A 13,520-nucleotide genomic window follows, 5' to 3' on the forward strand; every position below is an offset into this window, starting at 1 on the left:
AAATGCGAGTAGTCTTTATGGGTACGCCCGAATTTGCGGCGACATCTTTGAATGAAATCAATACAAATAGTCATCACGAAATAGTTGGAGTTGTTACTGTTCCAGATAAACCGTCTGGTAGAGGACAAAAAATGAATATTTCTGATGTCAAAAAATATGCAGTTGAACATAATTTGCCTTTGGCTCAACCAGAAAAATTACGAGACGAAGCTTTTATCGAAACATTAAAAAGCTGGAATGCTGATGTTTTTGTTGTTGTAGCTTTTCGTATGTTGCCACAAGTTGTTTGGTCAATTCCGTCGAAAGGAACATTCAATTTACACGGTTCACTTCTTCCTCAGTATCGCGGAGCTGCACCAATTAATTGGGCTGTGATGAATGGTGATCAGGAAACTGGAGTAACAACTTTCTTAATTGATGAAAAAATTGATACCGGAAATATCTTAATTTCTGATAAAGTAGAAATTGGAGAAAATGATAATGTTGGTAAAATTCATGACGAATTGATGCATATCGGTGCGAAATTAGTCGTGAAAACGTTGGATGGTTTAGAAAATGATTCATTAAAACCTCATCCGCAAGATGAAACAACAGAATTAAAACATGCTCCAAAAATCTTTAAGGAAGATTGTAAAATAGATTGGAACGATTCAATCAATACTATTCACAATAAGATTAGAGGACTTTCTCCTTATCCATGTGCATGGACAACTTTTGGAAATGGCGAAAATTATAAATCGTTAAAAATATATGCAGGTCTAAAAACGGATATTGTTGTTGAAGGAGAAGATTATCAATTAATTTTACAAAAAAATAACCTTTATATCAATCTACCTCAAGGAGTTTACGAAATTTTAGAACTTCAACCGGAAGGAAAGCGTCGTATGACAGCCAAAGATTTCATCAATGGACATCAAAACGAGGATACCTTATTCGTAAAATAAGTACTTATTTACTGATTTTTGACACAGATTTCATAAAATTTTGCATTTTTCTTGAAATTTTTTGCGTTGAAACTTGCACAAATAAAGGGAAAGAGTATATTTGTGTATAAATTAATTTAAAAAGTTACAACTATGAACAAATCAGAACTTATCGATGCGATTGCAGCTGACGCTGGAATTTCTAAAGAAGCTGCTAAAAAAGCCTTAAACTCATTTACAGAAAATGTAACTAAAGCTTTAGCAAAAGGAGACAAAGTTGCTTTAGTAGGATTCGGTACTTTCTCAACTTCTGAGAGAGCTGCAAGAACAGGTATCAACCCACAAACTAAAAAAGAAATTAAAATTGCTGCTAAAACAGTAGCTAAATTTAAAGCTGGATCTGAATTATCAGGAGCAGTTGATACAAAAAAGAAAAAATAATATTTCTGATACAATAAAAAATCCATTCGTTTGAGTGGATTTTTTTTGCATTGAAATTTAATTCCTCTAAAAAAATCCTTCAAGAATTACTTGAAGGATTTTTACATTTTGTCTATTATTGATTTTAATTATCTTCTGTTAAATCTGTTTTGTATGTTTCTGGAATTGTAAAGTAATTCACTAAAATCGCAATAAAGATTAATATCAATGGATAAGCTAATCCGATATAAGGCGACATAGCAGCCGAAACGATAATCGTACTTTTGATTAATTCCGTTACAAAAGTCGTTGCTCCACCAATAAATCCATTTCCCATATTTTGTGCAAATCCCATACTTGTATAACGAATTTTAGTTGGGAAAATTTCTAACATAAATGCGCCAAGTGGTCCGTAAGTTGCTGCTCCTGCAATTGAAGTAATTAAACTTACAATAACAATTCCGAAAACTGCTAAATTCGAAATATCATGAACTTCTTTCAATCCTTCAGGATTTCCTAATTTCATGTATAAGAAAAATGATAATGGAATTAAAATAAAACTACAAATCATTCCTCCTAACATAACAGGTTTACGACCAATTTTATCACTCAAGGCTCCAAACCATTGATAAAAAAATGAACTAAATAATGTAGAACATAAAACAACAATTAAAACTGTTTCGTAAGGTAAATTAACCGCTCTTTGCAAAAAGAAAAGTGTTACGAATAACGTTGTTTGCATAATTGTACTTTGCGCCGCATTTCCTCCAAAAATAGCCTTTAACATTAACTTTACGTTTCCTGGAGTTGTAAAAGCATCTTTAATTGGAGTTTTAGATGTTTTTCCTTCTTTTTTTAATTGTTCAAAAATTGGACTTTCATGTAAGCGTTGACGAATAAAGTAACTCAAAATCACTAATATTCCACTAAACAAAAATGGAATTCTCCATCCGAAACTTGCAAAAGCCTCTTCTGATAAAAATGATTGTGTTAAGAAAACAACTGTTAAACATAATAATAATCCAATTGGAACAGTTGCTTGAATAAACCCTGTATAAAATCCTCGTTTCTCTGCTGGAGCATGTTCTGCTACATAAATTACCGCACCTGCATATTCTCCACTAATTGCAAGTCCTTGCATAATGCGGCAAAACAATAATAAAACAGGAGCAAACCAACCTACACTATCAAAAGTTGGAATACAACCAATCAAGAATGTAGCTGCTCCCATCATAATTAAAGAAACTAAGAATGAATATTTTCTACCAATACGATCTCCAATACTTCCAAAAATTAATGATCCAATCGGACGGAACATAAATGATGAAACCACTACTGCAAGTGTTTCTAAGAAATGTGACGAACCATCGTTAGGAAATAATTGTGTTGATAATACACTAGCTAAGATGATTGCCAAGAACATATCGTACCATTCGATTAATGTTCCGACAGATGATGCTAAAATAATTTGGAAAATATTATCCTTCTTCGCTACTGTTTGCGAAGTATCTAAAGTATTTGTACTCATGTTTTTTGTGTAATATTAGAAGTTAAATAATGTTGTCAGTTGAAATCTATTGTTATTTGCTAAATATTTATTTTCGGTTCCCGTACCTTTTATCGTCGCATCTGCCCATTGCGCTGTGCTTCGATCATATTCTAATCTAAATTTTAAGGCTTTGCTTAAGGTAAGATCTAAACGAGGAACTATTTTGTACAAATAATTTACAGTGCGTGTACCTGGAGTTGCCGAAATTGCGCCCCAATTTGTCGTTACACCATAAGATGTTGATGCAATTGCTCCTTCTACAGGATTTTTGACACCATTATTTCTAACATAACCTGCAAATAATCCGAACGAAAATTTACCTGTTGAGTTTTGTTGCAAATCAATCCACATACTATGCGTATTCATTGGTTTATATGTTTCAACAGCCGTCGGACTTGTTTGATATCCTACAATTCCACCAAGTTGTACAAAAGACGACGCATCTTGCATCAAATATCCAGCGAAAGTTACTTGTAAAGGTTTTGTATTTAACTTAGAATAAGCCATAAACGAAACATTTTCAACTCGTTCATTAGACTTAACAGGAGGATTTCCTGAAGATAATTTTGGCTTCAAATTTTCATATTGCGCACCAATTCCGGCAGTAAAAACTTGTGATTTATATTGAAATTGAAGATGAGCCGCTGGCATTCCACTATTTCGAAAGGGCTCTGTATTTGGAGTAAAATCTCGTTGAGAATGTAAAGCAGCAATAACTTTAAATTTGTCTGTGAATTTATGCGTTAAACGAACTTGAGGATTACGATTCAAAGCATAAACAGGCGCACCAGTTCCATAATTTGCAACATTTGGCAAAGCTTCTAACACAACGAAAGGATGCCAATATTGTCCAATCCCTAATTGCGTTTTCTCCCAATCCAACATCACATATGCGTGACGCAAACGAAACTCGTTGATTCCTCCTTCTGTTGCTCCAAAAAATTCTCCCTCTAAAATACCAGAAGTTTTAGCTCCAAGTAATTCTGGACCTTTCAAATTAACACCAGCTCTCGAAACAATCGATAACATGTGAAATTTAGAAGCTGCATTGATATCAGCACCGTTTACATCCGATAAACGATCTTTTGGATAAAGCGGAACCAAAGCCTCTCCTGCTCCAATCATTTGACGCGTATCCATAAAAATATCATTCCTGATAAATCCATAAAACTGCACATCAACTTTGTCTTTGTTTTCTCTTGGTTGTATTAATTCTACTTTTTCTACAACCACACTATCTGTCGTTTTCTGTTGAGCAGAGACATAGCTATAGCTGCAAAATATAGCTAGACAAGCCAATTTTGTTAAATTTTTACTCATTTTTTTTGTGATAATTTGAACGACTAAAATAATCAAAAGAAAAAAACTAACAAATGTTCGTTAATCATTTTTTAATAATTTTTCAAAGCTTTATTAAATTCATCATATGTTTAAATATTTTTTGAGAAATAGATATTTTGAAATAAGTTTTGGAAAGAAATTTTGAGAATTTGGTATTTTAATTAGTGTACGAAATACACTTTACTTGAATTCTTAGAGGAGTATTTTTCAAAAAAAAATCGAGAGAAGAATAATTGTTTCAACAAATGAGGAGAAAGTTAGACTTCTCTCGTAGTTTTAGTTTTAAAAATGTATGCAAATTTATTGATTACAGAATTTTCTTCAGCATAATCAATAATAAGCTTATGTTAAATCATAAAAAAAGAAGTTTTCTTAATTCTATATATTATCCTCTACACTATTTTTAAAATTTATGTATAATTATTCAGTCAATATTATTAAATAAATTATATTTTTATCAAATTCGGATTACATAGTTCAAATAAAATTCAATCTTTATTAATTTTTTAAGATTTTTTTTAGAAAAAACTTAAATGTTGGGGCTATTTTTGCTATGCAAATTACAGCTATGCAAACAAACATTGAAATACACTCATTAACTCATGTTGATTTGGAAGAATTATCAGCCTTATATAATCTTTCTTATCAAAATTATTACGTTTCTATCAATCTTTCAACTGAACAATTTCAGGGAAAATTAAAAATGGAAGATATCAATCTTGATTATTCTGTAGGTGCTAGTATTGATGGAAAATTAGTTGGCTTTTTACTTTATGGAATTAGAAATTATAATGATGTAAAAACAGCTTATATTGGTGGAACGGGCGTTTGTCCTGAACATCGTGGAAAAAAAATCACACAACAAATGTTAGATTTTAGTTTTCCAAAATTGAAAGAACAACAAGTGAAAAACATATTTTTAGAAGTAAATATTAAAAATGATTTTGCTATTAACGCTTATGAAGCTTGTGGTTTCGAAAAAACAAGAACTTTAAACAGTTATAAAGGAATTCCTATTTTGGTCGTAAATCCATTACATGAAATTATAGAATTTAGTGATTTAGATTTGATTACAAGTGAAAACTTTTGGGATATAAAACCTACTTGGAAAAATGATATTCAAAGTGTAAAAAATATCATCGAAGATTGTCAAATAAATGGAATTTATGAAGATGGAATTTTAGTTGCTTACAAAATTATCAACAAAAATAATACACGTATTTATCAATTTGGTGTTCATCACGATTATAGAAATCGTTATTTAGCTTCCATCCTTTTCAGCGATTTGAAAAATAAAGAGATTAAAATGATTAATGTTGACGAAAGAGAAATCTCTACAAATGATTTTATTCAATCGATGGGATTAGAATTGTACGACAAACAATACGAAATGAAAAAAGAATTATAATGAAAAGCCTCTATTTAAGAGGCTTTTTTTGTATATTATATTCAAATATTTCTACTCAATTCTCAACTTATTCAAATTACTTCGATAACTTTCTAATAATAAACTTTCGGTTACATAACCTTCAAATTTACCTTTTTTAGTGAGTAAAATATAATCTATTTTTTTTGCTTCCATCATTTTCATCACGTTAGCAGCATTCGTAAAAATAGATGTCGAAGTTGCTTCTGTTATACATTCTAAGTAACTTTTATCAATATTATCATTAAAAATAAATGATCGAATATTATCTAAAACTATAATTCCATGAATCGATTTATCTTCATTGAGGACTGGAATAAAATCTTGTGTTGTAGTAGAAAAAATTTCTTTTATATCTTCAATTGAATTGTAAACCGTCAATGTTTTGATATTCTTGATATAAATCGAAAACAAATCAATTTTATTAAACAAATTTCGGTCTTTATCAGATGTAAAAACAATTCCTTTTTCTGCTATTGCGTATATATCCATCGAATATTTGTCGTATCGTTTTGAAATTGCAAAACTTATCGAAGAAACAATCATTAAGGGAATAATTAATCCATAACCTCCCGTAATTTCGGCAATTAGGAAAATTGCTGTTAATGGCGCATGAAATAACCCACTTAAAACAGCTGCCATTCCAACAACAGTAAAATTACCGACTGGAACTTCTTTGAAACCGATTAAATTAAAGAATTTTGCAACGAAAAAACCAAGATATGACCCAACAAATAACGAAGGCGCGAAGTTTCCTCCGTTTCCTCCACTTCCTAAAGTTAAACCTGTTGCAATAGATTTGATTAAAATTGTGACAAAAACAAATCCTAAAACTATCCATTGATTCGTTCTAAAACTCTCTAACAATGAATTATTTAAAATAAAACCAGCTTCATCATTTGCTAAATATTTTATACTCTCATAACCTTCACCAAATAATGTTGGGAAAAAGAAAATCAATATTGCTAAACTTCCCGCTCCAACAATCGCTCGCCAATATACATTATCCGAATAATTCCCTATCAAATGTTCAACTTTACGAAATAATCGAGCATGGTAAACTGAAACAAACCCCGCTAAAACACCCAAAATCACATAGAAAATAACATTATGATAATCAAATCCTAACGCATAACGAAAGGATAATAACATATTGCTTTTTAATGTTAAATTGGCAATTAAAGCTCCTGTTGCAGAAGATAACAATAAAGGAATAAAAGCAGTAACACTCATATCCGCTAATACAATCTCTATCGCGAACAAAACACCTGCAATTGGTGCATTGAATGCAGTCGCAATACCAGCTGCAACACCACAAGCCAACAAAAGTGTTCTTTCTTTGTATTTGAATCTGTAATATTGTGCATAATTAGAACCAAAAGCTGCACCAGTAATTGTAATTGGAGATTCTAAACCAGCCGAACCACCCATACCAACTGTTAAGGAACTCGTTAAAATCTGAGCATACATCTGTTTTTTAGGCATTATTCCAGACTTTTTAGCTACAGCAATCATAATTTGAGAAGTTCCCTTTTCTATCGAACCATCCAAAAATTTCTGCACAACAAAAACCGTCAACAAAATACCTATAATTGGCAATATACTATTGATATAAGGTAGTTTGACTAAATTATTAATATAAATAGTAAATTGAAAAACATTGTGCGCAAAAGTTTTTAGCACAATCACTGCAAAAGCAGATGAAATAGCTACTAAAATACACGATAAATACAAAAATTGTCGCTCTGATAAAACCAATTTTAACAGGTTCAACAAGTTTTGAAAAAAATTAAATGATTTTTTAATGTATTGAAAAAACTTTTGTTTTGTAGAAAGTCGCATACTTCAAAAATAGTGTACCTTTTGTTTATTGCCTAATTTAACTGCCACGAATTACACAAAAAGTAAACCAATAATACATAAAAGAATAAAATTTTTGAGAAAAAATCATTTCTATCATTTTAACTATTTCAAATTGATTATTTTTACTATTAAGCACACTAATATGAAACTATTTACTTTTCTTCTTTTATTTATTTTTTTGTTGAATTCTTGCGAATCAACTAAAACTTCTGCTGATAAACCAAGTTTTGATTTTTTGGTTGGAGAATGGATTAGAACAAATGAAAAATCGGATCGAAAAACGTATGAAAACTGGAAAAAAGTTGATAAAAACACTTTTTTAGGTTGCGGGTTTACAATCAAAAATAATGATACAATTTCGCAGGAACATCTTACTATCACAAAGATTGATGATAAATGGATATTGAAAGTTAATTTGGACAAAACTAAAAAAGAGACAACTGATTTTGAGTTAATCAATTCTGATAGAAATTCGTTTACATTAGAAAATCAAGAGAATGATTTTCCTAAACTTATCAAATATTGGAAAATTGGTCATCAGTTAAAAGCTGAAATTAGCAATGATGAATCAAGTAAAATTGCTTTTACTTTTGAAAAAGTAAAAAAATAATTAAGCAACATTTGTGATCATCGCGTAAGCAAACGTTAGAACAGATAAAATAGTTCCAATCATAAAAATTGTGTAGGTTATGCTTAACAAACGATATTTTCGTTCCAAAACTTTTCCTAAATAATACAAATCCCTTGTCAAAGAAGTATATACATAATCTCTGTCTTTCATCAACTCTTGCATAGCATCATCGTAGGCTTCAAGTGACATTTGATAAAAATTACCAAAGAAAAGCAAATTCACTTTTTTGTTTTTGACATCTTCTTCGTTAAAACTTTCGTATGTTACATTTGGTTTAGTTGCTAAAATTGCAAAAATAATTGAAACAACACTTGATAAAAGCATTACAATTGAAGGTAAAAGTAAATACTCATTCTTTGGACTTCCTAACTTTGGAACCAAAGTAGAAAGTGCAATCGAAATCACGATCGCGTTTACAGACAATAAAATATTGGCTTTACTATCAGCAATATCACTTAAACGAGTATGATTGTTCAACGTTACACGAAAAAGTGTATCAACACCACGATCTGGTTGTTGAATCTTATCGTTTTTCTTTTTCTTGATTTCATACTTATTGGGAATATCACCAATCAACTCTATCTCTTTGATTTTATTTTGGGTAAAGATCAAATTTTCTTCTTTTCCTTTCTGCCAAAGCTTTTTTGCGGCATCCGTATAAAAATGATGTATGTTTAGAAAAAAATTTCTATTCTCTACATGCCATTCATAATCAGAAAATTCTTTGTGACATATTTTAGCTATTTCATCACGTAATAACTCAGAAATTTTAGGATATTCAGTTTGTCCTAAATGATAGTTATCTGCATCTTTTACAATTGCTTCACCTATATTTTTTGGAACATTATTTAGCGCTGTGATTAAAATATAATCTTGGACTTCTTTGATGTAATTTTCGTCAAAATTATGCTCAATCAAATACTCTTTTGCAATGTTTGCACTCTCACTTTCATGCCCTTGCACGATTTTTGTGTAACCCGTATCATGAAACCAACCCGCTATTAATAATTTTTCTCGTAAATCTGTAGATATTTGCTCATCAGTAGACAACGTTTTTATTGCTTCTACAACTTTTACGGTATGCATAAAATTATGATACGTAAAATCTAAAGAAAGATTATCTTTGAACAGATTGAAAACATAGTTTTCTATATTTAATAACAATTGGTTCATCACAAGTTTTTAACGCTTAAATGTATGAAATTATTACCAACACTAAACAACAAAAAATTGAATTATCCTTTTTTGGCTTTAGTAGGTTCTTGCCTTTATATGACATCTTGCGCTACGCAACATCCTCAATATGGGAAAAACATTAAGACAGAAAAAGTACAAAATGTAGAAGGAAATAAAATTCAATCTATCTATTTAATAGGCGATGCAGGAGATCTTGATCAACCAAAAAATAAACAAAATTTAGAAATTTTAAAGAATCAATTAGCGAAAGCTGACTCTTCTTCTTATCTTTTCTTTTTAGGTGATAATGTTTACGAAAATGGAATTGTAACGGATTCTACAAAAGCTGAATATACAACAAGTAGAGAGAAACTTCAATTTCAGATTGATTTAGCGAAAGAATTTAAAGGAAAAACCCTTTTTATTCCAGGAAATCATGATTGGCGAAATGGTGTAAAAGGATTAAAAGAACAAGAAAAATTAGTCAAAAAACAATTGGGTAATAAAAAATCATTTTTACCAAAAGATGCGTGTCCAATTGATAAAATAAATGTAAATGATAGTATCGGAATTATTGCGATAGATTCTGAATGGTATTTGCAAGATTGGGACAAACATCCTGGTCTAAATGAAAAATGTGATATCAAATCGCGAGAAGCTTTCTTCGAAGAATTAGAATCGCAGTTGAACAAATATCAAAACAGAACAACTGTTATCACAATGCATCATCCGCTATATTCGAACGGAACACATGGTGGACAATTTGATTTCAAAAAACAGTTTTATCCATTAGGAGATAATTTCAAAGTTCCATTACCGGTAATCGGATCTTTTATTAATTTATTAAGAAGTACAACAGGTCTTAGTCCTCAAGATGTTAATAATTTCAAATACAGAGAAATGGCTTCTCGTATTGCAACACTTATCGAAAATAGAAATAATGTAATTGTTGTTTCTGGACACGATCACAACTTGCAATATATTCAACAAAACAATGTCAAACAAATTATCAGCGGTTCTGGTTCTAAAAAAGAATCTGCAAAAGCGGTTGGTAAAAACGATTTTTCTTACGGAGATAATGGTTTTGTTGTACTAGATTTATATGATAATGGCGCTTCTAAAGCTAATTTCTATGGTTTTAAAGACGATGGAATCGAATTATTATTAACAAAACAAATTACAGAAAAGAAAAAGGAATATTTGGCACAAGTTTATGATGATAAAAAAATGCCAAAAACGAAAGAAACAAGTGTATATCCATTAGACGTTACACGTAAATCTGATCCGTATAAATTCTTTTTTGGTCGTCATTATCGTCGAACATATGGACAAACAATTACTGCTAATACTGTTAATTTAAGTCAACTAAATGGAGGTTTAACCCCTGTTAGAATGGGTGGTGGACATCAAACGCAAAGTTTACGATTGGCAAATGCAAAAGGTGAAGAATACAATATGCGCTCGGTGAAGAAAAGTGCCACGCAATTCATTCAGCAAGTAGCATTTAAAAATAAATATGTTGCAGATGAATTTGAAGATTCTTTCACAGAGAAATTTTTGATGGATTTCTATACAACCAATCATCCATATTATCCATTAACAGTTGCTAATTTGATGAAACCAATCAATATTATGCATTCTACGCCAAAATTATATTACGTTCCAAAACAAGAAGCCTTGAAAGCATATAATGAGAATTTTGGTGATGAATTATACATGATAGAAGAACGACCAATGTCCGGATATCAAGACGGTGTTTTCGGAAAACCAAAAGATATTGTTAGCACAGATGATATGTTGGCTGCGATTCACAAAAACAAAGATGTTGTCGTGGATAAGCAAGCCTACATTCGTGCACGACTTTTTGATATGTTAGTTGGAGATTGGGATCGACATTCTGACCAATGGCGTTGGGGCGTTTACAAAGAGAATAAACAAACTGTTTATAAACCAATTCCACGCGATAGAGATCAAGCATTTCCACGTTATGATGGACTTTTCTTTCATTTAATTATGAAAATTCCTCCTTTGAGACATATGCAAGATTATAAAGATGACATCAAAAATGTAAAATGGTTCAATAGAGAACCTTATCCATTGGATTTAGCCATTTTAGAATCATCCGATCTTGAATTATGGATAAAAGAAGCAAAATATATTCAAGATAATTTGAGTGATGATTATATCAAACAATCATTTGAATTAATTCCTGAAGAAACAAAACAAGAATACGATCAAGAAGTAATCAATAATCTTATTGCCCGAAAATCTAAATTAGAAAAATTTGCAGAAGAATATAATAAAGTTCTTCGCAAATTAATCATTCTGAAAGGAACAAACGAAGATGAAGATTTTGTGATCACTCGTTTACCAAAGGGAAAAACAAATGTAAAAATCTATTCAGGACAAGATCGAACTTTAATTCTTGATGAAGATTTTGATAAAAAAGAAACGAAAGAAATTCGTTTATATGGATTAAACGGAAAAGATAAATTCAAGGTTGAAGGAAAGCCAAATAACGCTATTTTAGTTCGTATTATTGGTGGAATAGATGACGATATATACGAAGTAAAGCGTTCTGCAAAAGTAAAAGTATATGATTACGCAAACGGAAGTGATGCATCAGAATCTACCTTTTTAACATCGAAAAATTTTGTCAACGATTACGAGGTTAATACATACGATTACAAACAACCGATGTATAATTTCTTTACTATGTTACCTAATATTGGCTACAATCCTGATGACGGAATAAAAATTGGTTTATCGCCAACCTACACTGTCAACGGTTTTGATCGTAAACCATATTCGCAACGTCACAATTTGCAATTAAGTTATTATTTTGCGACAGGCGGTTGGGATGCCAAATATAAAGGAACGTTTACAAAAGCGTTGGGTAAGTGGAATTTAGATCTTAATGCAGCTTACACGAGCCCGACTTATAGTACAAATTTCTTTGGTTTAGGAAACGAGACCGTGAATAATCAAGAAGAAATTGGAATGGATTATAACCGTGTTCGATTAGAAAGTTATAGCATTGGACCGTCTATTTTCAAGATTATGAATAACAATGGTCGTTTAGATTTTTCTGCAATTTATAGTTACAAAAAGATTGAAGAGAATAAAGATCGTATCGTCGAAGATTTCCCATCAATTAATAGAGACGTTTTCAAAGGACAACATTTCGGAGAAATTGGAGCTAAATATTTGTTCAAAAATTACGATAACGAATCATTGCCAAAATTAGGCATGACATTTTTAGCAAATGCAAAGTGGATTTCTAATTTGACAGATTTTGAACGTAATCATTTTTATACCGAACTTAATTTAGGTTTCACACATAAAATTTCTGCAAATGGAAGATTAACAGTTGCTTCTATGCTAAAAGGTAAAGCAGTTTGGGGTAATTTTATGGAATTCTATCAAATGGCTAATTTAGGTGGAGATCAGGATTTACGTGGTTATCGATTAGGTCGTTTTGCAGGAGACAAAGTTTTCTTACAAACATCTGATTTACGATTTGATGCTTTACGTTTCAAAGCTGTTGTTCCACTTCGATTAGGTCTTTTTGTTGGAGCTGATTATGGACGAGTTTGGTTAAACGGAGAAGACTCAAATAAATGGCATTCATCTATGGGTGGTGGACTTTGGATAAACGGAGCACAATCTATTACCGCAACAGTTTCATACTTTAAAGGTGAAGATCCAGGGCGAATCGTTTTTGGTTTGAATTTCGGATTTTAACATATAAAAAAATAACCTTCAAAAATTTGAAGGTTATTTTTTTTGTACATATTTCTTGATTGCTTGCATCATATTTATCCACGCATTCTCTGAATGTGAGCGTTCAAAATCATCCGCAAAATCTTTTCCTTCAATTGATAGATAAGTAAAATTACCTGAAGATTTTAGATTAAAAATTACTTCAATCTCATGGTCTGTATTTTGTTTTTTATAATTATATCGCAAACGTTCATTCTCCATAATAGATGTAATCAAGGCTTCATCTACCAACGTTTCATTATTTTTTTGCGTTACAAACTTTATCCTCTCTCCTACTTTCCATTCGTTACAAGTCATTTTTATGTTTTCAAAACATTCATTAAACGCTTGTTCATCTGTCAAAACTTTCCAAATATTTTCGGCAGTACTATCTATCGAAATATTAAGCAATACATCATCTTTTTCCAT

10 protein-coding genes are annotated in these 13,520 nt (G+C 30.9%); 5 read left to right on the forward strand and 5 right to left on the reverse strand.

All coding sequences use genetic code 11. The features are described from left to right. Positions 1-2: 2 nt before the first annotated feature. Positions 3-944, forward strand: a complete 942-nt coding sequence (fmt, locus tag B4E59_RS07860; protein WP_257468211.1) for a methionyl-tRNA formyltransferase — start codon at positions 3-5, stop codon at positions 942-944. A 132-nt stretch (positions 945-1,076) separates the two neighbouring features. Continuing rightward, a complete protein-coding gene (locus B4E59_RS07865; RefSeq protein ID WP_019975917.1) occupies positions 1,077-1,364 on the forward strand; it encodes an HU family DNA-binding protein in 288 nt (95 codons plus the stop codon). Between the two features lie 124 nt (positions 1,365-1,488). Here the strand turns inward: B4E59_RS07865 and B4E59_RS07870 are convergent, their stop codons facing one another. Continuing rightward, a complete protein-coding gene (locus B4E59_RS07870; protein WP_180904577.1) occupies positions 1,489-2,871 on the reverse strand; it encodes an MFS transporter in 1,383 nt (460 codons plus the stop codon). Between the two features lie 15 nt (positions 2,872-2,886). Further along, positions 2,887-4,212, reverse strand: a complete 1,326-nt coding sequence (locus tag B4E59_RS07875) for a DcaP family trimeric outer membrane transporter (RefSeq protein ID WP_291052391.1) — start codon at positions 4,210-4,212, stop codon at positions 2,887-2,889. 589 nt (positions 4,213-4,801) lie between these two features. On the opposite strand from B4E59_RS07875, the gene B4E59_RS07880 reads away from it, so the two are divergent. Then, complete coding sequence (locus B4E59_RS07880; RefSeq protein WP_185144180.1) at positions 4,802-5,641, forward strand: GNAT family N-acetyltransferase; 840 nt, start codon at positions 4,802-4,804, stop codon at positions 5,639-5,641. 51 nt (positions 5,642-5,692) lie between these two features. Here B4E59_RS07880 and B4E59_RS07885 read toward each other — a convergent pair whose 3' ends face one another. Continuing rightward, complete coding sequence (locus B4E59_RS07885) at positions 5,693-7,501, reverse strand: chloride channel protein (protein WP_125349835.1); 1,809 nt, start codon at positions 7,499-7,501, stop codon at positions 5,693-5,695. Positions 7,502-7,664: 163 nt separating this feature from the next. On the opposite strand from B4E59_RS07885, the gene B4E59_RS07890 reads away from it, so the two are divergent. After that, entirely contained in the window at positions 7,665-8,132 is a 468-nt protein-coding gene (locus B4E59_RS07890) for a DUF6265 family protein (RefSeq protein WP_219034918.1), read from the forward strand. Here B4E59_RS07890 and B4E59_RS07895 read toward each other — a convergent pair whose 3' ends face one another. Continuing rightward, positions 8,133-9,326 (reverse strand): Pycsar system effector family protein, encoded by a 1,194-nt coding sequence (locus tag B4E59_RS07895; RefSeq protein ID WP_219034917.1) that lies wholly within the window; start codon positions 9,324-9,326, stop codon positions 8,133-8,135. Between the two features lie 24 nt (positions 9,327-9,350). On the opposite strand from B4E59_RS07895, the gene B4E59_RS07900 reads away from it, so the two are divergent. Beyond that, on the forward strand, positions 9,351-13,073 hold the full coding sequence (locus B4E59_RS07900) for a metallophosphoesterase (RefSeq protein ID WP_286495775.1): 3,723 nt from the start codon (positions 9,351-9,353) through the stop codon (positions 13,071-13,073). A 33-nt stretch (positions 13,074-13,106) separates the two neighbouring features. Here the strand turns inward: B4E59_RS07900 and B4E59_RS07905 are convergent, their stop codons facing one another. Beyond that, positions 13,107-13,520, reverse strand: a complete 414-nt coding sequence (locus B4E59_RS07905; protein WP_286495774.1) for an SRPBCC family protein — start codon at positions 13,518-13,520, stop codon at positions 13,107-13,109.

It is taken from the genome of Empedobacter sp. UBA2044, from assembly GCF_002333005.1.
GTDB classification, from domain to species: Bacteria; Bacteroidota; Bacteroidia; order Flavobacteriales; family Weeksellaceae; genus Empedobacter; species Empedobacter falsenii_B.